Origin of the sequence: Clostridium felsineum DSM 794, assembly GCF_002006355.2 — a bacterium.
Classification (GTDB): domain Bacteria; phylum Bacillota; class Clostridia; order Clostridiales; family Clostridiaceae; genus Clostridium_S; species Clostridium_S felsineum.
Genome location: NZ_CP096980.1, coordinates 1,302,718 through 1,327,318 on the forward strand (window position 1 = coordinate 1,302,718; position 24,601 = coordinate 1,327,318).

Here is a 24,601-nt window from a genome sequence, read left to right on the forward strand (position 1 = left end):
AGAGGAGTATGAGTAATGGATAAAAATAATTTAAAGTTGGAGTTTGAAAATAATCCTTCAAAAAATTATATAGTAACTTATTTGAATGATATAGATTGTATTATTGATTATGAAGTTGAAATGATAAATAATAATCCAACTTCAGGTGCTTTGAATATTGAAATAAGACAATTTAACGATAGAATAAAAATTTTGTATGATGCTACAGGAAGAATACCTGTAAAAGAATATTTAAAGGGCAGAACTATAAGAAAAAGCGAGTTTATAACTATATTAAAAAATATGGCTGTATGTCTTTTAGAATGTAAAAACTACTTTTTAGATGAGAAAAAATTCTTTATGGATTTAGGAACAATATTTATAAATGAAAAAGATTTAAGCATTAATTTATTGTATCTACCTTTTAATATAAGTAATGAAGAAGATATAAATAGTACATATAGAAATCTTATAAAAAGTTTAATTATAGATTTTGTTACGGTTGAAGAAAAAAATTCAGAAAATATAATTCAAGAAACTTTAAAATATCTTAGAAAAGAAGATTTCACATTAGTAGGTTTTAAAAATTATCTTGAAGAAGCTGAAAGAAGTTCTGTAAATGACTCTAGTGGGGAAGTAAATAAAGTTGAAGATAAGATAGAACTCCCAGAGGTTACAGTAGAAAAAGAAGAAATTTCAGATATTAATATGAACAGAGTTAGTATAGTAGAGAATATAAATGCTGACCATGAAAAAGAAGTTAATAATGAAGTTGAAGTTAGTAAGGTAAATGACACACCAAAGGTTGAAGAAATAAAGCCGGAAAGAAAAAGTAAAGCCCGAAGTAGCAAAATCCTTAAAATAATATTTACAGCTATATTTCAATTAGTATCAATAGGGATAATTGCAGTTGAAGCTATATTTATACCTAATATTTTGATTAAGATTTTATCCATAGTACTAGTTGTCATTTTAGATGGAGCTCTTACAACTTTTATTTGGTTAAGGGGAAGAAATAAAGTAGAAACAGTAGCCGATAAAAGAAAAGCCAATACCAGTTATATTGTTAAGGGAAAAGAGGACCAAAAAAGCAAACCTTCAAAACGAGAAATAGTAACAGAGATGTCCTATGAAACGGAGCTTTTAGATGTAAAAACAGCTTTCTTAATGAGCAAAAAAGCTGGTACGGTGGAGAGGATATTTATAAATAAGGATTGCTTTAAAATAGGAAGAGTATCTGGACAAGTAGATTATATTTCAGATAATAAAGCGGTTGGTAAAATTCATGCGGAAATAAGAAAACAAGGTGAAAAATATTATCTTATAGATTTAAATTCTAAAAACGGAACTTTTGTAAATGGACGTAAAATAAATAGTGATGAATTATATGAAATTAGAAACGGAGATACAATTATATTTGCTAATAGTGAGTTCACATTTGCTATTGAATAGAAAAGCTGTTTTTTTAAAATGGGGGTGTAATTTATGGCAAAGATAAATTTAATTATAGCAGAAACAGATGCGGCATACCTAAAGGGTTTAGTTAATTATGTAAGTAGTAACTTTGAAGATACCTTTAGAATCACATGCTTTACTAGTAGAGAATATCTAGAGAAGTATGTAAGTTCAGATAGAATTTTAGATGTACTTCTTATTGCACCAGATATGTTTTATGATGGGCTTGTTAGAAATTCAATAAAAACTATTGCTGTTTTGTCAGAAGCCAACAACATAAAGGAATTTAATGGATTTGCTGTACTTAAAAAATATCAACCAGGTGAAAGACTTTGCAAGGAAATATTGAGTGTATATTACAATAATAATCCAGAAGATACTAAAGAAGAGGCAAAAAGGCAAGAGGGCAATATAATAACACTGTATTCACCAGTTGGTGGAATAGGTAAATCAACTATTGCGGTAGAGGTAGCTAAAAAGCTGACGGATTTAAATAAAGAAGTGTTATATTTGAACCTGGAAGATTTACAATCAACTTTAGTTTTCTTTGATTGTAATACAAGTAAAAATATGTCCGACTTTCTTTACTTTATAAAAGAGCGAGATGAAAATTTTAAAGAAGTTATTAAGGATATAGTATTAAAGGATGAAGAAAGTGGAATAAATTATTTTGCACCAGTGGATAGTGTACTTGATATAGAAGAGTTAAAAGTAGATGATGTAAAATTTATGCTTAAAAAGTTATTAGAAACAGATATGTACAACTACATAATAGTTGACTTAAGTTCTACTTTTAATATAAATTATAAAACCATCTTTGAAATATCTTCTAAAGTTATAGTACCAATTGGACAGGATAAACTTTCAAATGTAAAGCTGCAAAATTTTTTAAAACAGCTGGATAACCTACATAACTTTTGCTTTATACAAAATAAATATAAGGATAGTTCAGAAAACACCATACCAGATGTTTTGTTAAGAGAGAAAAAGCCAATTATTCAAAAGATATATTACGATGAGGCACTAGAGAGCGTTACTAGCTTAACATATTTAAAGAATAGAGGAAGTATTTTTTTAAGAGGTATAGATGAACTGATGATGAAATTGCTGTAAATATGGAGGAGAAAAGTTTTGGAGAAAGCAGTAGTAATAGTAAAAATCGAAGGAACTAAAGAAGAATATGAACTTGAAATACCTATAGATAGCACAGTAAAAGAGATATGTGCTGCTTTAAATAAAGCATTACAATTTGAAGAAAGAAATATAAAGATATCTGGATATTATATAAAAACAGAAAATCCAACAGGCTTCTTAAAGGGAAACGACGTGTTAAAAAAATATGGTATAGCCAATGGAAGCACAATAATATTGATATAGCTATTATAGTGAAATTTAAGAGGTGAAAGAATGGAAGAAAAAAGAAATTATAGTAATGTCCTTATACTTTATAATTCAGACTTTTATAAAGAAATAGACTTAGACGATTATGGAAAAGGAACCATACTAGTTGGTAACGGGGGAAATTGTGATATTAAATTAAAGCTAGATACAGAAGAACTAGTTTATATTTACTTCAATAAAATAAATACCTCTTGGCAAATTAAGGATGGAGAGAATGCATACTGTATAGTAAATGATATTAAAACTCCTAGAAAGGTGCTAATTAATGGTGATCAAATAACCATTAAGAATTTAAAAGATAGAGAAGAATTATTTAAAATCAACTTTTTCATAGACTTCATAGTGGAAAAAGAAAACTATGATAAAGTAATTTCTTTAAAGGATACTACTTCTTTAAGTATTGGAAAAAATGAAGATAATAATATATGTGTGCAGGATGATTTAATAGATAATAGGCATTGTGAAATAAAGCTTGATTCAAATAATGAGTTTTATGTAACAGATCTTAAATCTAAATATGGCGTATATGTAGATGGAAAAAAGGTAGAAGATAAAGTTTATTTAAAAGATAATAATTTTATTACAATTTGTGGACATAAGATTTTGTTTAAGGATAATTCTTTAGCACTTTCAAACTTAAATGAAAACATAATTATAAAAGGACTTACAGTATACAATAATGGTAGGTTTGATAAGCATATGAGTTATCCCGATTTCTATAGATCACCAAGATTTTTAGTTGAGCTTCCACAAGGTGAGATAGAAATAGATGCTCCACCAGACAAAGCAAACAAGGTGTCCATGCAGTATTTGCTTTCTGTAATACCTGTTATTGGTACGGTAGTTATGATGTCTGCTATGTCATCTAAATTAGGCGGCAACAGCTCTTACATGATGTATTCTGTGGGAATGGTTGGACTTTCCGCAATTGTGAGTGTAGTAACTTTTGCGTCAGAATTTATTAGCTCTAGAAAGTATAAAAAGAAAAGAAACAAATTTTATAGAGAGTATATTAGTGAAAAGGAAAAGGAAATAGCAGCTACAGTAGAAGTACAAAAGAAAAACTTGAAAATTATGAATCCAGAAATCAAGGAATGTTTTGACTTTGTAAGTGAATTTGATAGAAGACTATGGGAAAGAAAAATTGACCATCCTGACTTTTTAAATATAATGCTTGGACACGGAGACACTTCAATATCCTTTTCAATAAAAATTCCAGATAATAAAAACAAAATGGAGATAGACGAGCTTGAAAAACTTGCACCGGAGCTTAGAAAGAAATATCAGAGGGTAAAAGATGTACCTTTAAGCTTAAATTTATTAAATTCTACTCCAATAGGTGTAGTTGGCAGAAAGGACTATACATATAAGTTTATATCTAATTTGCTTGTAAAAATAACTGCAAGCCATTTTTATAAAGATGTAAAGGTAGCTGTTATAGCACCAAATATGGATAAAGAATTTTTAAAGTGGGTAAGATGGGTACCTCATATATGGAGTGATAAAAAAGACATAAGATTTATGGGCTTTGATAAGGAGTCTTCACATAATGTACTTAGTTATCTTTATGAGGTTGCAAGAGAGCGTACTGATTTAAATACTGACAGTAGAGAAGTAAAGCCAAGTTTACCTCATTACATAGTTTTTGTTGCAGACAATAAGGTGACAGATAATGAGCCTATAATGCCTTATTTGGAAAATAAAAACAATATAAGTATGACTGCAATATTTATAAATGAAAGTATAGAAATGCTTCCAAGTGAATGTACAAATGTCATAGAGGTTTTAGAGGGTTACACAGGAAATTGTACTGCCACAATAAATCGTGAACATCAATTACAATTTGCTTTTGATGATGTAAATCTAGAAAAGTGTTATGAATATTCTAAAAGGATGGCACCAATTAATGTAAGGAGTTCTTTCTCAGAAAGCTCTTTAAAAAGTATGATTACGTTATTCGATTTATATGGTATAAAGAGGACAAAAGATTTTAACGTACTTTCAAATTGGGAGAAAAATAAGGTATATGAAACTATGGAGGTTCCAATAGGTGTTAAAGCTGGAGATGAAATAGAATACTTAAACCTTCATGAAAAATATCATGGACCACATGGTCTTGTTGCGGGAACTACCGGATCTGGTAAGAGTGAAATACTACAAACCTATATTATTTCACTGGCAATAAATTATCACCCATACGATGTAGCATTAATAATAATTGACTACAAGGGTGGAGGTATGGCAAACTTATTTAAAAATTTACCTCACTTAGTTGGAACAATTACAAACCTTGACGGAAATCAAATAAACAGATCCCTTGTATCTATAAAAAGTGAGCTTAAGAGAAGACAAAGAATTTTTGGTAGATATAATGTTAATCATATTGACGCATATATAAAGCTTTATAAAGAAAAGAAGGTAACAGAACCAATACCACATTTACTTATAGTAGCGGACGAATTTGCAGAGCTTAAAAGTGATCAGCCAGAGTTTATGGCAGAGCTAGTGAGTACAGCCAGAATAGGAAGAAGTTTGGGAGTTCACCTTATACTTGCAACACAAAAGCCAGCTGGTGTTGTAGACAATCAGATTTGGAGTAACTCAAAGTTCAAGCTATGTCTTAAGGTTCAAGATGCTGAAGATAGTAAGGAAGTTTTAAAGTCATCCTTGGCAGCAGATATAGTTGAACCTGGTAGAGCATATTTTCAAGTTGGTAATAATGAAATATTTGAATTGTTTCAATCTGCTTGGAGTGGTGCTAAAAAGTACGATGAAGATGATGTTAACAAAAAGGAAATTGAAATATTTAATGTGGGAATAGATGGAACTAGAAGTCTTTTATATTCCACTAAAGATAAAGAAAAAGATAAAAAGAAAATGACTCAGCTAGATGCAGCTATAGAAGAGATAGATAAGGTATGCAGTGAAAATAATATTGAAAGACTTGATGGACCATGGTTACCTCCGTTAGAAGCTGAAATATATTTAGAAGATTTACTTAGAGATAATAAGACAGGCTTTAATGGCAAGGAGTGGATTGAGTCTAGCAAGTGGATATGCCCTGTAATTGGAATGCTAGATGATCCAGAAAGACAAGATCAAAGACCTCTTGAAATTGATTTAGGAGAGCTAGGACATCTTCTATTAATAGGTGCACCTGGTTACGGTAAAACAACCTTCCTTCAAACCTTAATGATATCTTTAATGCTTAACTATACACCAGAAGAAGTTAATATGTATATACTAGATTTTGGTGCAAGAACTTTAAAAATGTACGAAGAGTCAGCTTATGTTGGTGGTGTAGTAACTTCTGATGATGAAGAAAAGCTTATGAATTTATTAAAGTATATTCGTAAGGAAATTGATAGAAGAAAGAAAATTTTCTCTCAAAATGGAGTTGGTTCACTAAAAGCTTATAGGGAAGTTGGTGGGGCTGTAATACCTCAAATAGTTATGGTTTTAGATAACTATGCAGCTTTAATAGAGTTTTATCCGGATCTTGAGGATGAATTTATATTCCTATCAAGAGAAGGTGGAACACTTGGAATAAGCTTAGTTATAACCGCAGCAAGTTATTCTAATGTTAGATATAAGGTGACAACAAACTTTAAATTAGCAGTATCACTTACTTGTGTTGACAAGTCAGAGTACTCAAATATTACAGGAAGAGTTAGAATGGAGCCTGAAAATAAAAAGGGAAGAATTTTAATTAATACTGATAGCGTTTATGAGGCACAAATCGCATTGCCTTCCTATGGAGAAAGTGAAGCAGAAAGAGCTTTAAATACGAAAAAAATCATTAACAAATTCAATTCCCTCTGGACTGGTAAAAAGGCAAAACCAATACCTATTGTACCAGAAGTACTTAACATAGAAACTTCACTGGAAGAGTTGAAAAGTATAGACGAACCTAAAAAATACACATATCCAATAGGTATAGATTATGACGAAGTTGAACATTTATATGGAAACTTAATAGATAATCCAATAGTAACTGTAGTTGGAAAATCTAAAACAGGTAAATCTAATGTTTTAAAGAGTATTGCACATATTTTAGATGTAACAGTAACATTAGATGAGTCAGAAATTTACCTAATAGACTCTGGAAATTATGGATTATTAGATATGAAAGAAGCGATTTCAGTTAAAGCATATTGTTATAGAACGGATGAAACTAGAAATGCAATGCTTCAAATAAAAAATAAAATAGAAGAAAGAAGAAATGTAATAAATGAATTGAAAGTCAATAGTGCAGCATCAGCGCTTAGTGAAAAAGAATATTTAGATAGTATTCCTTTAATAACAGTGTTTATTGATGATATAAATGATTTTATACAACAGTTTAATCAAGAAATAGAAGTGTTAAATGTATTAGGGGACATAATAGAAAAGGATAAAAATTTGAAGGTTTCTGTTGTGGCAGCAGGAACAGAAGAAAGCTTTATGAACTATATGTATACCTATGGATTTGTCAAAGAGATGAGAAATGAAAGCTTTGGCTTTATGTTTGACAGCTTAAATAGCCAAAAGTTCCATGAAATTATGTTGCCATATAATTTTAAGGAGAAGAACTTTACTAAAGGCGATAGTTACTTTATTAGAAAAGATGAATTCGTAAAAATAAAAGTTCCATTATACTCTAAGTAATACAATATTGGAGGCTGATAACAATGGCACATACAGATAAAGGTAGGTAAATCAATTAATATCTCTACAGGTGCCGTTTAAATTTAGCCTCCGATTTTGTATATACAAAACTAAAGATAAATAAAAATTTGAAGTTAAAAATAGCTAAAGAGGGTGACTACATATGGGTAAAATAGGAATATCCACAGGAGAAATGGAAAGTTTAGCAATGGAAATATCACAGTCCCGTTCAAAACTGGAAGAAGTAAAACGAAATTTGAATTCAGCTATAAACAGCTTTTCATTAAAAAATAAATCAAAATCAACAGAAATAGAACTAACCAATTTACATAATAAATTAAAAGAAATAAATTCACTTGAAGATAAAATGGAAAAAATGAATTCAAATGTAATCTATGTGATAACGAAATTTACTGAGATGGATAAAAATTGTGCAAGCAGAATAAAATCAAGTGGTTATGACTATAGAAAAAAGATAGGACTATTAACACTTGGAGAGAAGATTGGAGATAATCCAGTTGGAAATGCTATTGATTCCGCAGAATCTTGGTATGATAGGAATAAAGATACTGTAGATAAAGTATCTATTATGGCACTTGAAGGAATAGGAGGTATCGTTACAGGAATATTCTTGCCAGAAGTTGGTGCTTTAGTAGGTTTTGCAAGGGCTGTTCAAGTAGTATGGAAGTGCTTAAGTATAGCTAGTATATGTATTAGTGTAGATACAATATGGTCAAATGCAAATCAATTATATGATAGAAATGTAAAGAAAAAAAGTTCGGTAGATATTCAGAAAGATGCACAAAATGGAGAGTTTAGATATGGATTAATTAAAGGGGCTTCTGGGTTGGGTGTATATAACTTTGCAAAATTTATGGGAGAAAGTGATAAGTATGCTGATTATGCAAGAAACTGTTGGATGACAGGAGTTGATATGGGAATGGCTACCATATCTTTATTGAATCTTATTCATAATCCGTCTAATTTAGGTAAAGATGGATTGATTATATCCAATGAGAGTGCAAAATCAGCAGATGCAATTGATGCTATAAAAAAGATAGAGAAGTCAAGCAATATGACAACTGCTAAATTAGTGGAAACTCAGAAGAAAATTGATTATATAAATAACGCACAAAAAAAGATAGACTATATTAAAAGTTTAAAAGGAAATGTTAGTAAGACTGAACTTGGTCAATATAAAAAGAATTTTAATTACTATAATGATAGTAAATATTTAGATAATCATAGTAAATTATTACCTAAGTTAAGCGTAAATGCACAAAACTATAATAATAATTTAAATAATTTACAAAGGCAAATTGTATCAAATAAAGGTGATATTAAGCAAGCTGTAAACAAAATAAATGAAGCGAGATTTGATATAAAGTTAAATATGTATAATATACCAACATCTATATATTTGTATAATAAAGAAGATGTATATAGTGGATTTCATATGGAGTATTTTAAAGGTGAATTAAATCCAATAAACTTAGGAGTTGATAATCGATGAAAGTTTATAAGGTATTAACAATAATATTTTATTTAATAGCAGGAAGTATGAGCTTTGCAGAAATATATGGAACAATAATGGGAAATTATATTACAATTAATGGATATTTAAGCTATAATGTAATGAATTTGATATTGTATTTGATTGCAATAGTAAATCATAGAAAATATAGAGCGTTAAGAAGAGTGTGTAAAGAATTGTTAGATGGAAAGAATGTAGAAAAAATAGATTATATGATTAAGGATCACAAATTCTACAAAGGAGGAGACTATTATATATTGGAATATTACATAGAAGAAAAGCCATTTACAATGAAAGCTACGAAGATGGACTGTAGAAACAATAAAAATAATGAATATTATATAAGACCAGTATATGATAGAAAAGGTAGAGTTAAAGAACTGGTACCATATATGGACAAGAAAAATGTTTTTGATAAAGAAATTAGTTATGAGCGTGATCTGGAAAATTATAAGGAAATGCAAAGATTGAAGGAAGAAAAGGAAGAAGAAAAACCTAAACATATAGAGTCTAAGGAGTTAGCATTACCAAAAACAAAAAGTAAGAGGATGAAAAAGAAATATAATAAACAAAGATAATATATATTAATGTCCATAAGTATTAAATTTAATTGCATTAGAAACTGAAGTAATTTGAGTCTGTATTTAGACATTATTGTATAACAAAGAAGGTATAAGTAATGGATTTCATAGTGAATATTTTCCAGACGAGTTAAAAGCAATGGGATTAGGAGATGGTAAGTAATGAGATTATATAAAGTGGTAGCAATAATATTTTATCTTATAGCTGGATTTTTCGGATATATGGAAATTGCTGGAGTAATAACTGGAATAATACGAGGGAATCATGTAGCTATTAAATACTATATACTTATTATAGCACTGAGTACTGTATTTTTTCTTATAGGACTAAGATATCATAAGAAGTATAGAAGATTAAGAAAAGCATATGGAGAACTACTGGATGGAAAGAATGTAAAGAGAATAGATTATATGGTCAAAACACAGAAGTTTTATAGGGGAGGATCATATTAAATAATTGAATTTTATATAGAAGGAAAAAACTTCTGTATGAGTGTTAGTACTATGGATTGTAGAAACAATAAAAATAATGAATATTACTTAAGACCGGTATACGACAGAAAGGGCAGAGTAAGAGAATTTGTAGTATATATGGACAAAAAAAATCTTCGTGATAAAGCTCATAGTTATAGTCAGGATGTTGAAAGATATAAGGAAATGGAGAGATTAAAGGAAGAAAATATAGAGGAAAAAGAAGAAAAGAATGAAAAAGCAATAAGACCAAAACCAAAGTTAAAGCATGTGAAAAATAATACTGCAGCTAGTAAAACACAAGAAATTTCTATCAACAATATAAGAAAGAAAACTAGCAGAAAAATGAGAAAAGAGTTTGAATTGGAGAAAAAGAAGTAAAGTGTATTGAGTCAAATTACCTACAATAGTGATTTTGTATAACACAGAAGGTACAAAGGATAGTTTCCATTTTAGCTATGTACCAGAAGAGGTAAAGTCAATAGAGGGTGGAATAAAATCAATATTTGGAGGTAAAAAATGATAAGATTTCAGAAGAGAGTAGCTATATTTTTTTATACAATAAGTATTGCAGCCATAGGCTTTGATATTTTATATACTATAAGATGTGGTATTGATTTTAGTTTGATTATGGGTAGTATGCTTTTTATCGTATTGTATATACCAGCAGCACACATAAATAAATGGCACAAAAATCAAATAGAAAGATATACAAAATTATTAAAAGCAGATAAGGCAGATAGAATAGATTATATAATAGACCATATTGATACAGTAAGGGGAAGAGCTTATAATATTCTATTCTATATTAATGGTGAGATGTGTGAATTGAGGATTCCAGCATATAAGTGTAAAAATAATAATAATTATGAATATTATTTAGAACCGATATATAAAAAGAATGGAAAGTTTAAAGATTTTATAGTGTATGCAGATAAAAATGAGTCTGATGAAAAATGCATAAATTCAGGAATTGAACTCAGAGAGTATGAGAAAAAACTATCAGAAGCACGTAGACAGAAGGCTAAGTATAGGTAAATATACCATTCCTATATATTTACAAAACAAAGAGGACATATATAGTGGATTTCATATGGAGTATTTTAAAGGTGAATTAAAGCCAATAAACTTAGGAGTTGATAATCGCTGAGAGTTTATAAGGGATTAACAATAATATTTTATTTAATAGCAGGATTTTTTGCTTATATGGAGATAGCCGGAATATTAAGAGGAATTCCTTTTAATTTAAAAGAAGATATGTTTATAATAGCATTTAGTGTTGTTTTTTTTCTTATTGGTCTGATAAATCATAGAAAATATAGAGCGTTAAGAAGAGTGTGTAAAGAATTGTTAGATGGAAAGAATGTAGAAAAAATAGATTATATGATTAAGGATCACAAATTCTACAAAGGAGGAGACTATTATATATTGGAATATTACATAGAAGGAAAGCCATTTACAATGAAAGCTACGAAGATGGACTGTAGAAACAACAAAAATAACGAATATTATTTAAGACCGGTATACGACAGAAAGGGCAGAGTGAGAGAATTTGTAGTATACATGGATAAAAAAAATCTTCAAAATAAGGTTTTTAATTATCTGGATGATCTTGAACAATATAAAGAAATGCAAAGATTAAAAGAAGAAAAGAATGAAAAAGCAATAAGACCAAAACCAAAGTTAAAGCATGTGAAAGATAATACTGCAACAACTAAAGCACAAGAGGTTGCTATCAACAAGATAAGAAAGAAAACCAGCAGAAAAATGAGAAAACAATCTGAATTAGAGCAAAAAAAGTAAAGTGTATTGAGTCAAATTACCTACAATAGTGATTTTGTACAACACAGAAGGTACACAGGATAGTTTTCATTTTAGTTATGTACCAGAAGAGGTAAAGTCAATAGAGGGTGGAATAAAATCCGTATTTGGAGGTAAGAGATGATAAGATTACAGAAGAGATTCGCCATATTTTTTTATACAATAAGTATTGCAGCAATAGGCTTTGATATTTTATATACTATAAAATGTGGTATCGATTTTAGTTTGATTATGAGTAGCATGTTTCTCATTGTATTTTATATACCAGCAGCACATATAAACAAATGGCACAAAAATCAAATAGAAAGATATACAAAATTATTAAAAGCAGACAAGGTAGACAGAATAGATTATATGATAGATCATATTGATACAGTAAGAGGAAGAGCATATAATATTCTATTTTATATTAATGGTGAAATGTGTGAATTGAGGATTCCAGCATATAAATGTAAAAATAATAATAATTATGATTATTATTTAGAACCAATATATAAAAAGAATGGAAAGTTTAAAGATTTTATAGCATATGCGGATAAAAAGGAGTCTGATGAAAAATGCATAAATTCAGGAGTTGAACTCAGGGAGTATGAGAAAAAATTATCGCAAGCACGTAGACAGAGGAATAAAGATAAGTAAAATAACGAAGGTAAGTATACCACCATATATATTAAGGTGTAAGTAGTGGATTTTATAGCAAATATTTTCTAGGGGAGTTAAAGGTGATGGGACTAGGAGATAGTAAGTAATGAGATTATATAAAGTGGTAGCAATAATATTTTATCTTATATCGGGATTTTTTGCATGTATGGAGATAGCTGGAATATTAAGAGGGATTCCTTTTAGTTTTAAAAATGATATGTTTATAATAGCATTTACTATGATATTTTTTCTTATAGGACTAAGATATCATAAGAAGTATAGAAGATTAAGAAAAGCATATGGAGAACTACTGGATGGAAAGAACATAAAGAGAATAGATTATATGGTCAAGACACAGAAGTTTTATAGGGGAGGATCATATTACATAATTGAATTTTATATAGAAGGAAAAAACTTCTGTATGAGTGTTAGTACTACGGATTGTAGAAACAATAAAAATAATGAATATTACTTAAGACCAGTATACGACAGAAAGGGCAGAGTAAGAGAATTTGTAGTATATATGGACAAAAAAAATCTTCGTGATAAAGCTCATAGTTATAGTCAGGATGTTAAAAGATATAAGGAAATGGAGAGATTGAAGGAAGAAAATATAGAGGAAAAAGAAGGAAAGAATGAAAAAGCAATAAGACCAAAACCAAAGTTAAAGCATGTAAAAGATAATGTTGTAGATAGCAAAACACAAGAAATTTCTATCAACAATATAAGAAAGAAAACTAGCAGAAAAATGAGAAAAGAGTTTGAATTGGAGAAAAAGAAATAAAGTGTATTGAGTCAAATTACCTACAATAGTGATTTTGTACAACACAGAATAGTTTCCATTTTAGCTATGTACCAGAAGAGGTAAAGTCAATAGAAGGTGGAATAAAATCCGTATTTGGAGGTAAGAGATGATAAGATTTCAGAAGAGAGTAGCTATATTTTTTTATACAATAAGTATTGCAGCCATATGCTTTGATATTTTATATACTATAAGATGTGGTATTGATTTTAGTTTGATTATGGGTAGTATGCTTTTTATAGTATTTTATATACCAGCAGCACATATAAACAAATGGCACAAAAATCAAATAGAAAGATATACAAAATTATTAAAAGCAGATAAGGTAGACAGAATAGATTATATGATAGAACAGATTGATACAGTAAGAGGAAGAGCCTATAATATTATATTCTATATTAATGGTGAAATATGTGAATTAAGGATTCCAGCATATAAATGTAAAAATAATAATAATTATGAGTATTATTTAGAACCAATATATAAAAAAAGTGGAAAGTTTAAAGATTTTATAGTGTATGCGGATAAAAAAAATGTTTATGAAAAGTGTGGAAACCATACTAATGAAATTAGAGAGTATGAGAAAAAACTATCACAAACACGTAGACAGAAAGCTAATAAGTAAGAATATCTCGAAAGAAAGTAAGCAGTGGCTAGTAGATGGTGAACAGTATTTTGGAGGTAAAAGATGATAAGATTTAAGAAGCGAGTAGCTATATTTTTTTATACAAAGCTTGAAGAAAGAAAATATATGAGAATATGGGAAAATTGATAATGTTTATATGGATAAATGACTAAAATTTTCAGCAGGAGGCAAAACAATGGCAGATAAAATTAAAGTTGGATTAAATGAACTAATGCATGCTTCAGATATGTTTGATAAAGCAGCTAAAGATTGTGCTGAAATAAAACAAAATATAGAATCGGCAACGGAAAAATTGACGGATAATTGGAATGGAGAGAGTTATAAGGCTTTTGTAAAAACATATTTTATTTTGGATAGAAATATGGATACATATACTGAAATATTAGAAGAATACTCTAAAGCTTTAATTGATATAGCACAGGTGTACAAAAATCGAGATGAGGCCACAGCAAAAGCTATGTCAAAGGCCATAAAAGAAACAAGTGAGGCAAAACAACAAGAACAATTGGAAGAAGAAAAAAGAAAGATGGGAATGGGAAATTACAGTGATAGCCCAAGTTATTCTGGTTATCCAGCTGCATCACAGTATTATGAAAATCAAACCAAATAAAACTAATATTAAAAACTTAATCTTTATAAGTCTTCTTTCTTATAGCGCTAAGATATTATATGAAGTATATAAGATTAGGAAAAGCATATGGAGAATTATTTGATGAAAGGAATATAAAAAGGAGAAGATTATGGAGTACCAAGAAGTTTCGAGAGCACAAGAATATAATAACAGAGGACTAATATTTATTGAAAGAAATCAGGGAGACGAAGCTTTAAAATATTTTAATAAGGCAATAGCAGAAGATGGAAATTTTAAAGAGGCATATCTAAATAAGGCTGATTTATGCTTAGCAATAAACAAGCTAGATGAAGCAATGGATTGTTATAACAGGGTTATAGTGAAGTATCCCAATGAAAGCATGGCTTATTTTGGAAAAGCTAATATATTGTTTTTTTATAAAGATAACATAAAAGGAGCTATAGAACTATACAATAAGGCAATTTATTTGGGAGAAAAAAGTGAAGGTGTATATTGTAATTTAGGACTTTGCATGGAAGCCCTTGGAGAATTAGAAGAAGCTATAAAGTGGTTTGATAGAGCAATAATAGCAAATATTCAAAACACAAGAATAATGAACAAAAGGGCAGCATTGTTAGTTAAGCTTAGAAGATTTGATGAAGCGATAGAATGTTATGATAAAGTACTTAAAATTGAAGTGGATAATGAAGAAGCCTATCATTTTAAGGCGGTACTATTGGGTGAGTTAGGCAAAATAGAAGAAGCACTAGAAACAATAGCTGCAGCAGAAGCATTATTAGGTGAACAGATGACTTTAGATTATGACAAAGCCATATTATTCGAAAAACAGAAAAACTTCGAAAAAGCTTTAGAGTGTGTAGATAAGTCCTTAGTGTTTGATGAAGCTAATGTTTTATTAATATTAAAAAAAGGACAATTGCTCACTTATCTAAAGAAAACGGATGAAGCCAAATTAGTATATGATCAAATTTCAGAGTTTCACCCAAATAATATGGAAGGAAAGTTTGCAAAAGCAAATCTATGTATGTTACTTGGAGAATATGAAGATACGGAAAATTTATTTAAAGAAATAATATATAAACTAGAGGATGAAGACCCTATTCTAATTAATTCATACTATTACAGAGCTTTAAATTTAAAAAGGCTAGGTAGGTTAGAAGAAGCAGAAACAGCCTACAGGGAAGCAATAAAGAAATATAATTTTCTAATTATTAAATATCCATATGATGATAAATTAAACTTTTTAAAGGCTAATTGCTTGAGAGATACAGGAGACTATGAAAAGGCAGAAGAGCTTTATGAATACATAATTGATTTAGATGGAAATTTTGTAGATGCATATTTAATGAGAGCAAGAAATAGAATCAGTTTAAATAGATATAAAGAGGCTAGAGAAGACTTAAACGAAGTAATAAAAATAAACCCAGCATATAGGGATTTAATAGAATTAGATGAACAATTTAAAGAAATTCTAAATACTAAGGATGAAAACTATAGATAAAGATTAAGTTGCAGGAGGAAAAACAATATGAATTCAGGTGAAATAAAAGTAGATGAGGAAGCTTGTGCAGAGACTATAAGTAGTTTGAAGGCAGCTAGTGACAGTGCAGATGAGGCATACAGCTTAGTGTCTAGATCTAATTTACATATAGAAGATGGCTTAAGAGGAAATGTAGTAATACCTATTACTGATGAGTACAACAAAATAGTTAAAGAAATAAAAAAAATTGAGGATGATATAGACCAAGATACATCAGCAGTAAATAAGATAGTATCAAGTTTTGAAATTGAGGATAAAAAATTAGCTCAAAGTAGTATTAGAAGATAGGAACTTTTAGTCATTGCACAGTGGATAGTGATAACACTAACTAAATTACATTTGCAAGGATAAACTAAAAGTTTGAAGTAGATAAATGATAACATATATATAAGGAGACGAAGTTTAATGGCAGATATGTGTGATATAGAAATTGATGCAGCTATTTTTGAAGAGACTATAAAAGTTTATAAAGATAGTAAAGATAAGCTGAACAATATTTTATGTAATTTAGAAAATGAACTGAGTAAATTGGAAAATACATGGGAGGGTGATGCAAGAAAGGAATTTGATAATACTTTCCCTGGATTTTATAGTGCAATGAAAAAAGATTGTACTATGTTAGAAGAATTAACAAAAGAACTAACTATGGCTAAGACAAGTTTTGAAGGATTAGATGCTAAAATGAAAAGTTTAGACGAAGGTCATCATAGATAACATATAAAATTCAAAATGATAAAGATACCAAATTACCAAATTATAATGAAAAATTAAAAAAAATTAAAAAATACAAATAAAAAATTACATGTATTGACATGATGTGCACAAAGTGATATATTAATTCTTGTAAAAAGACATAACAATATTGGAGGAATAAGAAATGGCAGATAAAATTAGGTTATCCGTGACAGAAATGACAGCTTCAGCAGGTGTATTTACAAAGAATGGTAATGAAATAGAAAGCATGTTAAGAACATTAACAAGCGAAAAAAATAAATTAGTTGCAAGTTGGGAAGGAGATTCTTCAAAAGCTTTCTCAGCAGAATTTGAGCAATTTGCACCACAAGTTACTCAATTTGCAAAATTAATAGAACAAATAGGACAACAACTTAAACAAGCTGCACAAACTATGCAAGAAACTGATGCTAGAGTTGCTAGTTCATTACATAGATAATAAATTATCTTACATCATTTAAAATTAAAAAATTAAAAAGGTTCCCTCTGCAAATTTGCAGGGGGAATGTCTTAATAATCGATAAAAATTTTACTTGTATCTTAAAAGGTAGATAATTTAAGATACAATTAAGATTTTTAAAGAGGTGGAAAATAGAATGGCAGATAATGCGGATCAAATTCAAGTTGGAACCAGAATGATGCTGGATTTGGCAAAAAAGTTTAAGGATGCATCAAATACAGCGAAAAATTCAAAGGGAAACATGCAGAAGGTAACTGATAGACTCATAAATGGGTGGAATGGAAAAGCAGTTAAAGAGTTTGAAAATACATATAAAATATTATATCAAAATATGAATACATATTCAGATGCGTTAGATACATTATCAAAAAATTTAGAACAGATAGCTAAGGCATTTAATGATTCTGATACAGCAATAGCAAATGGAATTAAAGGTCAAGGCGGTAATGGAAAAACTAGCGGAAGTGCAGATACAGTTAAAGCTTCAGCAGCTGAGGCAGGAAAAGCTGCAGGTGGTGTGGTAGGAAAAGTAGCAGGAGAGGCTGCAGCAAATGCAATTAAAGCTGAAGTATAAAAAATAAGACGCAGATGGAGATGAGATAGTGAGCGAATTAGTAATTGGAATATCAACCATAGATATGGGAAGTGCAAGAAGAGGAGTAAATTCAACTTTAGATTTAATAGGAACAGCAAAGAGAAATTTAACTTCAGCACTTCATAAACTTGAAACTGACAGCAATTCATCAAGATTAAGAACAAAGATAGATGAAATAGGAAAAGAATATAAGGCTATGCAGCAGCTTGAAACTAGAATTGATAAGGTAGGAAAAAATATAGATTATGCTGTAAATAAGTTTCAAGAAGTAGATAATAATTGTGCTAGTAAATTAAAATCAAGTAGTTATACATATAGAAAGTCTGTAGGTCTTTTAACTAATAAGGAAAAGTACGGAAGCTTTGTTGGAGGTTGCTTAGATTGGGGACAAGCAGCTAAGAAGAAGATTGATAATACTTTTGAAGGCATTAAAGATTATGTTGTAGATAAATGGGACAAGGCAATGTCTGCTATGAAAAATTTTTGGGATAAGTATGGAAATCTCATTAAAAATATAGCGATTATAGTTGCAGAGGTTGCGGCAATAGCCCTTACAATTGCTAGTGGTGTTGGAGTTATTGGAGCTATTGGGATTATTTATAGTTTGGCTACCATTGTTGATTCAGGAGAACAAATTATGGGAGTGAATCATAGCAATTTTGTTGAAGAAGGCGAAAAATATTTATTTGGAGATAAGTGGGGAGATCGTATCTATTATGGTTCATCTCTTCTTCTGGGTTTAAAAGGAGGATATGATAGCTTTAAAAGTATCGGACAAGCTGAAAAAGCTATAACTGTAGCCAAGACGGGTGTTAATGAGGCAAACACAGCCTTGAAGGAAAGTAGAGAAGTTTATGATGCGAAAAAATTAGCTATGGGAATTAAGAGTGAAGAAAAATTGTCATCAGCTCAAAGTGCAGCAAGTGAAGCTGCTAGTAACTATAATAATATAAAAAATGATGCAAATGCTACAGTTAAACAAGTTAAAAACGCAAAAAATGAATTAGAAAAAGCTAAAGATATAGTATCTTCAGCACAAAAACAGGTAAGTAGAGAAGAAAAAATTCTTAATAAGGGTAAATCTATTGTTAATCAAAAGAGTATAGACCTTAATAATGCTAAAGGAGTACTTTCCCAGGCAATTAATGCAAAGCGTAAGTCAATATATAGTACAGTATCACCATTCCCAATGATGTATAGTGAAGACACATATAAAGGAGTGTATGATAATTTTATTAAGGATAGTAAATAACCAATATTTAAAAGGAGAAAAATAAAATTGAAAAAAGAAGTAAGATATGTAGAAGAAAGACCTATTTTTCTTATTAGATTTATTTTAATTACAATTTTTGCACTTGTTTTTATTATAGGTTTTACATTTATGAGTGTAGAAGGAATTATTAAACCTAGACCAAATGGACATCCGATTATATTAGAATTAGTAGTAATAATATCAATGTTTATAATTTGGCCAGCTTTAAATATATTCTCAAGTTGTAAGTATGACATAATTCTACGTAAAGACGAGCTTGAATACACAGGATGGATAAATAAAAGAATAATAAAATATGAAGAAATAAAATTAATAAAAAGTACAGATTTAGGTATATGGTCTCCGTATGGAAAAGGCTATGATGAAAAAAGACAGTTTGTGCAAATAAAATTAAAAAGAGGAAGACAAATAAAAATTTTGTTGAATCCTAATAAAGAAACAATTGATAAATTTCATATGGATTTGATGAATTTTACAGATAAGGATATAAAGTTTCAGAATAAATTTATTTTGTTTGTAAGAGGATAGTGGTTAAAAATGATTAGAACTATTATGGGCATCATAGTTTTTTCATTAATAGTAATAGCTTATATGGTTATGCTTATAAGGATGGAAAAAATGGCACTTCATTTAGTTAAAGATAGCAAGGGAAAAAAGAAAATAGTTAGTATAAGCTTGTTGATTTTGCCAATATCACCATTTTTGATTTTTATTTATACTAGGGACGGAAGAACTATTTTGCCAACATCATTTTTGATGATTATAGCTATTAGGATAATAGGGAATTACGTTGCAAGGGATTAAAATATGTAGGTATTATTAAGTGAGAAGCTTACATAAAAAATTAAATTTTATGAAGTTGTAAGTTGTTTTTTCTGGATAACGAAAAGAATTAGATGTAGAAATAGAAAAAATAAAGGATAAAATAGGTTTCAATACAGGAGGACAAAATGAGCGAAGATAAAGCAATGTCAAAAGCAGAGGAACTAAATAAAAGAGGAATAATATTCATACAAAAAAAACAAGGTGATGAAGCTTTAAAATATTTTAATAGAGCAATAGAAGCGGATTCGAATTTTAAAGATGCATATTACAATAAGGCTTTAGTATTTCTTGCGTTAGAGAAGGTTGATGATGCCATTAAGACTATAGACAGCGTACTTATAAAAAATCCTAATGAAGGAGAAGCATACTTTGAAAAAGGAAATATTCTTTTCTACTACAAAAGTGATGTTAAAGGTGCTGTGGAACTATATAACAAGGCAATGTATTTTGGAATAAAAAATGAAGTCATATACTATAACATGGCACAATGTATGGAAGCTACAGGAGAAAGAGAAGATGCAATAAAGTGGCTAGACAGAGTAATAATAATAGATAATAAAAGCATAGAAGCCATGACAAAAAAAGCAGAAATATTAATTGATATGAGAAGATATGAAGATGCTATAAGTTGTTATGATGGAATTTTAAAGCTTCAAGCGGATAATGAAGGTGCATATCACTTTAAAGCAGTATTACTTGGAGAAACTAATAAAGTAGAACAAGCCTTTGAAACCTTAAAAGCAGGAGAAGAAATATTAGGCAAAAGAGAGCTACTTGAGTTTGATAAATGCCTTTTATATGAAAAAGAAAAGGATTTAGAAAAAGCTTTAAACGCTATAAATGCGGGACTTGAAATAAATGATAAAAGCACACTATATCTATCTAAAAAAGCTTCATTATTAATATTACTAGAAAAAATAGAAGAAGCTAAGGAAGTATATGATAGCATAATTGAAATAGAACCTAATGAAATGGAAGCATATTTTTCAAAAGCAAGTTTACTTATGATGAATAAGGAAAATGAAGCAGCCTTTGAACTTTATGAAACTATAATAGGAAAATCTGACGAAGAAAATCCATATAGAATAAATTCTTACTATTATAAAGCCTTGTGTTTAAAAAATGAAAATAGATTAGAAGAAGCTAAGGAAGCATATGAAGATGCTATAGGAAAATACAACCTTTTAATAGTTAAATATCCTTATGATCATCAATTACATTTATTAAAGGCAAATTCTTTAAGGGATATACAAAAATACACTGAAGCAGAAGAACTTTATGAATATATTTTAGATTTAAATAATAATTTAAGTGAAGTTTACTTAATGAGAGCAAAAAATAGATTGGGTCTGGAAAAAGAAGATGAGGCTAGACAAGATGTTAGACTTGCATTAAAAATGACTCCAGGCTTTAAAGCGGTTGTTGAGTTGGATGAAGAGTTGAAGAAACTGATTTAATGAAGAAATATTTTATAAAAAGTAGGAGAGAGAAAGATGGCACTAAATAGAGATGATATATCAATAGACGTTTCCAATATTAATAGTACAATTACATTATTAAATAGAATAGTGACTGATGAAAGCAATGGAAACAGCAAATTAAAAGCAGCAGCCAAAAGTGTTAGTGAGGATTTAAAATGCAGTTCATCAGCTACCTTGGTTGATAAAATGAATAAATGCACAACAGATGTAAACAGCCAAATTGAAAGTTTAAAGAATAGTATTGCTGGAATAAAACAAATAGTAGGCGATTTTGAAGAAGCAGATAGAAAAATTGCACAAAGCGAAAAATTAAATACTACTGTGATTTATAGATAATAAAGTTAGTGGGTGAATAAACTATGAGTGCAAATTATGATATTAAAATAAATATGGAGGCTTTACAAAGCGCCATAAATGAATATAAGAATTGTAAAACTACTCTAGAAAATCTACTTAAAGAATTAGAAAGTGGACTTAAAGCTTTAGAGTCAACAGAATGGAAAGGAAAAGCTAAAGAGGCTTTTGTAAATGCACAGTTTCCAGATTTTAAAGATGGTATGCAAAAACACTGTGAGATGATTGGTGAGCTTATAAAAGAACTTCAGGCAACATCTTCCGAATTTCAAAAATTGGATAACGATTTAAAAAGTGATTTTTCAAAAGATAGTTAGAATACATAAAAATAAGGGAGTTAATACAAATGAAAATGAAAAAGAATAAAGTAAAAATGTTAGCAGCAGCATTAGGAGTAGCAATTATAGTAGGACTAACAGGATGCAGTGGGAAGTCTATAAAAGACATCACTTCAGGTAAAGAATATACTTATGAAAAATTCTCAAAAGTTAAAACAGGAATGACCTATGAGCAAACAGAGAATATACTCGGAAAAGGAAAGTTAAGTTCATCAGATTATGGAATTAAAATATATAAGTGGACAAACAAAGATTCATCAGAAATACAAGTAAGCTACGGAACAGACAAGAAAGCAACTACAAAAAGTGAAACAAATCTTGAAGATAATTCAGTAAAGGTTACAAAAGCTGATTATGATAAAATAGACGGAAAGCAAAAGTATGAAGATATAAAATCGTTATTAGGTGGAGAAGGAACAATCACAGAGGTAACAGATTCAGGTAATGGAAATAATAATACGTATATATGGGGAAATAAAAAGAACGGATACATAAAAGTTTCTTTTGTACAAGGCTATGCATCATTTAAATCAGGACAAGGACTTAAATAAAAAAATAAATTAAACCTTGATAAAAGTAAATAAAAAATAGAATTAATCCTTCTGTAGTTTACAGGAGGGTTAATTTCATTTTGTTAACGAAATGAGCATATGAAAAAATAATGTTTAATGGAGAAAAATAAAATGAAAAGAGAAGTAAGATATATAGAAGAAAAACCCGTTTTCCTTGTTAGATTTATTTTGCTTACAATTTTTATAACTGCTTTTATTATAAGCTGCACATATATGAGTATAGAAGGAATTATTACACCTAGACCCAATGGACATCCTATTATTTTAGAATTAACATTAGTTATATCATTATTTATAATTTGGCCAATCTTAAATATATTCTCAAGTTGTAAGTATGAAGTTATTTTACGTAAAGATGAGCTTGAGTACACAGGATGGATAAATAGAAGAATAGTAAAGTATGAAGATATAAAATTAATAAAAAGTACAGACGTAGTTTTACAGTCTCCATACGGAAAAGGCTATGATGAAAAAAGACAGTTTGTGCAAATAAAATTAAAGAGAGGACGGCAAATAAAAATTTTGTTAAATCCCAATAAAGAAAAAATTGATAAATTTCATGTGGATTTGATGAACTTTATACATAAGGATATAAAGTTTGAATGTAAATTTATTTTGTTTGTAAGAGGGTAGGAGTTAGAGAAATGAATAAGGAAATAAAATATTTTACTGAAAGAAATGGATTTATGATTAAATTCTACATAATTACAATTTTTACGTCTATTATTGGTATGGAATATAGACCTTAGCATGAAGTGGATTTTCTTTATAAAATAGGCGGCAAAATTATTTATTTAATAAGAGTGGTATATAAATAAAAGATAGAATTAATCTCACTGTGATTTACAACAAGACTAATTCTATAATAAATCATACCTTTATATCCTTATTTAAATAATTCTCTTTTCCGTAGTTAAGAGCAAAGGAAAAGAAAGAAAGCATAGCAGGGCTGTGATATAAATTTTTACATCTAGCTGCATATATATATCGTTCATACAAAGGTTTTTCTATATTAATAATTTTCACATTAAAATTCGATAAATTGGGTATTTTAGGTATTATAGCAATACCATAACCGATAGATACCAGTCCAGCAACAGCACTGTCTTCTTCAACCTCACAAATAATTTCAGGATTTATATCAGCGCGATTAAACATATCATTTATAATAGGTCTTAAACCACTTTTTTGATTAAATAAAATATAAGGATAATCCTCAGAAGCTTTTAAATCTATAGTATCTAAAATGCCTAGAGGGTGATCTTTGGGTACAATAAGTACTAAATCCTGCTTAGCCACTGGAACAAATTCAATTTCGGGTTCATCTTCTTTATAAGAACAAAAGATTAAATCAAATTTTTCTCTTTTTAAGTCTTCAATAAGGCTCTTAGTATTGCCCTGTGCGAAAGAAAATTTTATACCTTCATATTCTTTGTTATTTGAAAAGGACTGTACTAAATTTGGTATAAAAGTAGGCCCTAAAGTATAAATAAATGCCATATCAATTTTTCCCTCAGTGGAACTTGTTAATTTTAATAATTGCTTTTTACCAGTTTCTAATTCATTTAAAGCTCTTTCAACATAAGACAAAAAAAACGAACCATATTTTGTCAACTTTATGTTCCTGCCATCTTTTTCAAACAAATGTGTTTTTAGTTCTTTCTCAAGTTCTGTAATACTATAGCTTAAGCTTGGTTGAGTTATGTAGAGTTCTTTAGAGGCTTTAGTATAGTGCTCAGTTCTAGCAAGAGTTCGAAAATATTCTAATTGCTTTAAATTCATTAAATCACTTCCTAGTATAGTTTTATCTTAGTTTAAATTATAGCATTATCTATAGATAGTTTCTATAGATAATGCTTA

The 24,601-nt window shown here is 29.1% G+C and carries 28 protein-coding genes; 27 read left to right on the plus strand and 1 reads right to left on the minus strand.

Annotation, left to right across the window (positions count from 1 at the left end):
- Nucleotides 1-15: 15 nt before the first annotated feature.
- From CLFE_RS06075 to CLFE_RS06205, 27 genes are all read left to right on the plus strand, one after another.
- A complete protein-coding gene (locus CLFE_RS06075) occupies nt 16-1,431 on the plus strand; it encodes a DUF6382 domain-containing protein (RefSeq protein WP_077893468.1) in 1,416 nt (471 codons plus the stop codon).
- Between the two features lie 33 nt (nt 1,432-1,464).
- Nucleotides 1,465-2,547 (plus strand): AAA family ATPase, encoded by a 1,083-nt coding sequence (locus CLFE_RS06080; protein WP_077893467.1) that lies wholly within the window; start codon nt 1,465-1,467, stop codon nt 2,545-2,547.
- An 18-nt stretch (nt 2,548-2,565) separates the two neighbouring features.
- Nucleotides 2,566-2,811 (plus strand): EsaB/YukD family protein, encoded by a 246-nt coding sequence (locus tag CLFE_RS06085; protein WP_077832283.1) that lies wholly within the window; start codon nt 2,566-2,568, stop codon nt 2,809-2,811.
- 30 nt (nt 2,812-2,841) lie between these two features.
- Complete coding sequence (gene essC / locus CLFE_RS06090) at nt 2,842-7,482, plus strand: type VII secretion protein EssC (RefSeq protein WP_077893466.1); 4,641 nt, start codon at nt 2,842-2,844, stop codon at nt 7,480-7,482.
- Nucleotides 7,483-7,645: 163 nt separating this feature from the next.
- A complete protein-coding gene (locus CLFE_RS06095; protein ID WP_077893465.1) occupies nt 7,646-8,995 on the plus strand; it encodes a hypothetical protein in 1,350 nt (449 codons plus the stop codon).
- Nucleotides 8,992-9,594, plus strand: coding sequence for a hypothetical protein (locus tag CLFE_RS06100; protein ID WP_077893464.1), 603 nt, complete (start codon nt 8,992-8,994; stop codon nt 9,592-9,594). The genes CLFE_RS06095 and CLFE_RS06100 overlap by 4 nt, the downstream gene beginning before the upstream one ends.
- 165 nt (nt 9,595-9,759) lie before the next feature.
- Nucleotides 9,760-10,050 carry a hypothetical protein gene (locus tag CLFE_RS06105; RefSeq protein ID WP_077893463.1) on the plus strand — a complete coding sequence of 97 codons (291 nt, stop codon included), beginning with the start codon at nt 9,760-9,762 and terminating at the stop codon, nt 10,048-10,050.
- A 36-nt stretch (nt 10,051-10,086) separates the two neighbouring features.
- Nucleotides 10,087-10,449 (plus strand): hypothetical protein, encoded by a 363-nt coding sequence (locus CLFE_RS06110; RefSeq protein WP_077893462.1) that lies wholly within the window; start codon nt 10,087-10,089, stop codon nt 10,447-10,449.
- Nucleotides 10,450-10,587: 138 nt separating this feature from the next.
- Nucleotides 10,588-11,106: a hypothetical protein gene (locus CLFE_RS06115; RefSeq protein ID WP_077893461.1), complete on the plus strand. Its 519-nt coding sequence runs from the start codon at nt 10,588-10,590 to the stop codon at nt 11,104-11,106.
- Between the two features lie 168 nt (nt 11,107-11,274).
- Nucleotides 11,275-11,871: a hypothetical protein gene (locus CLFE_RS06120; protein ID WP_077893460.1), complete on the plus strand. Its 597-nt coding sequence runs from the start codon at nt 11,275-11,277 to the stop codon at nt 11,869-11,871.
- Between the two features lie 138 nt (nt 11,872-12,009).
- Nucleotides 12,010-12,528 carry a hypothetical protein gene (locus CLFE_RS06125; protein ID WP_077893459.1) on the plus strand — a complete coding sequence of 173 codons (519 nt, stop codon included), beginning with the start codon at nt 12,010-12,012 and terminating at the stop codon, nt 12,526-12,528.
- Nucleotides 12,529-12,637: 109 nt separating this feature from the next.
- Complete coding sequence (locus CLFE_RS06130; RefSeq protein WP_077893458.1) at nt 12,638-13,315, plus strand: hypothetical protein; 678 nt, start codon at nt 12,638-12,640, stop codon at nt 13,313-13,315.
- 127 nt (nt 13,316-13,442) lie between these two features.
- Nucleotides 13,443-13,958: a hypothetical protein gene (locus CLFE_RS06135; protein ID WP_077893457.1), complete on the plus strand. Its 516-nt coding sequence runs from the start codon at nt 13,443-13,445 to the stop codon at nt 13,956-13,958.
- A gap of 196 nt (nt 13,959-14,154) precedes the next feature.
- Nucleotides 14,155-14,589, plus strand: a complete 435-nt coding sequence (locus CLFE_RS06140) for a WXG100 family type VII secretion target (RefSeq protein ID WP_077893456.1) — start codon at nt 14,155-14,157, stop codon at nt 14,587-14,589.
- Between the two features lie 130 nt (nt 14,590-14,719).
- A complete protein-coding gene (locus tag CLFE_RS06145) occupies nt 14,720-16,072 on the plus strand; it encodes a tetratricopeptide repeat protein (RefSeq protein ID WP_077893455.1) in 1,353 nt (450 codons plus the stop codon).
- A 27-nt stretch (nt 16,073-16,099) separates the two neighbouring features.
- Nucleotides 16,100-16,399 (plus strand): hypothetical protein, encoded by a 300-nt coding sequence (locus tag CLFE_RS06150; protein ID WP_077832291.1) that lies wholly within the window; start codon nt 16,100-16,102, stop codon nt 16,397-16,399.
- A 117-nt stretch (nt 16,400-16,516) separates the two neighbouring features.
- Complete coding sequence (locus CLFE_RS06155) at nt 16,517-16,825, plus strand: WXG100 family type VII secretion target (RefSeq protein ID WP_077832292.1); 309 nt, start codon at nt 16,517-16,519, stop codon at nt 16,823-16,825.
- Between the two features lie 163 nt (nt 16,826-16,988).
- On the plus strand, nt 16,989-17,282 hold the full coding sequence (locus CLFE_RS06160) for a WXG100 family type VII secretion target (protein WP_077832293.1): 294 nt from the start codon (nt 16,989-16,991) through the stop codon (nt 17,280-17,282).
- Nucleotides 17,283-17,439: 157 nt separating this feature from the next.
- Nucleotides 17,440-17,877 carry a WXG100 family type VII secretion target gene (locus CLFE_RS06165; RefSeq protein ID WP_077832294.1) on the plus strand — a complete coding sequence of 146 codons (438 nt, stop codon included), beginning with the start codon at nt 17,440-17,442 and terminating at the stop codon, nt 17,875-17,877.
- Between the two features lie 28 nt (nt 17,878-17,905).
- Nucleotides 17,906-19,150: a hypothetical protein gene (locus tag CLFE_RS06170; RefSeq protein WP_077893454.1), complete on the plus strand. Its 1,245-nt coding sequence runs from the start codon at nt 17,906-17,908 to the stop codon at nt 19,148-19,150.
- A 27-nt stretch (nt 19,151-19,177) separates the two neighbouring features.
- Nucleotides 19,178-19,699 (plus strand): hypothetical protein, encoded by a 522-nt coding sequence (locus tag CLFE_RS06175; protein ID WP_077893453.1) that lies wholly within the window; start codon nt 19,178-19,180, stop codon nt 19,697-19,699.
- Between the two features lie 9 nt (nt 19,700-19,708).
- Entirely contained in the window at nt 19,709-19,975 is a 267-nt protein-coding gene (locus tag CLFE_RS06180) for a hypothetical protein (protein WP_077893452.1), read from the plus strand.
- A 146-nt stretch (nt 19,976-20,121) separates the two neighbouring features.
- Entirely contained in the window at nt 20,122-21,453 is a 1,332-nt protein-coding gene (locus tag CLFE_RS06185; protein ID WP_077893451.1) for a tetratricopeptide repeat protein, read from the plus strand.
- A gap of 36 nt (nt 21,454-21,489) precedes the next feature.
- Nucleotides 21,490-21,813, plus strand: coding sequence for a hypothetical protein (locus CLFE_RS06190; RefSeq protein WP_077893450.1), 324 nt, complete (start codon nt 21,490-21,492; stop codon nt 21,811-21,813).
- Nucleotides 21,814-21,836: 23 nt separating this feature from the next.
- Nucleotides 21,837-22,148: a WXG100 family type VII secretion target gene (locus tag CLFE_RS06195; protein ID WP_077832300.1), complete on the plus strand. Its 312-nt coding sequence runs from the start codon at nt 21,837-21,839 to the stop codon at nt 22,146-22,148.
- Nucleotides 22,149-22,177: 29 nt separating this feature from the next.
- Nucleotides 22,178-22,720, plus strand: coding sequence for a hypothetical protein (locus CLFE_RS06200; RefSeq protein WP_242951617.1), 543 nt, complete (start codon nt 22,178-22,180; stop codon nt 22,718-22,720).
- A 132-nt stretch (nt 22,721-22,852) separates the two neighbouring features.
- Nucleotides 22,853-23,374, plus strand: coding sequence for a hypothetical protein (locus tag CLFE_RS06205; protein ID WP_077893449.1), 522 nt, complete (start codon nt 22,853-22,855; stop codon nt 23,372-23,374).
- 237 nt (nt 23,375-23,611) lie between these two features.
- Here CLFE_RS06205 and CLFE_RS06210 read toward each other — a convergent pair whose 3' ends face one another.
- A complete protein-coding gene (locus CLFE_RS06210; protein ID WP_077893448.1) occupies nt 23,612-24,523 on the minus strand; it encodes a LysR family transcriptional regulator in 912 nt (303 codons plus the stop codon).
- Between the last annotated feature and the right edge of the window lie 78 nt (nt 24,524-24,601).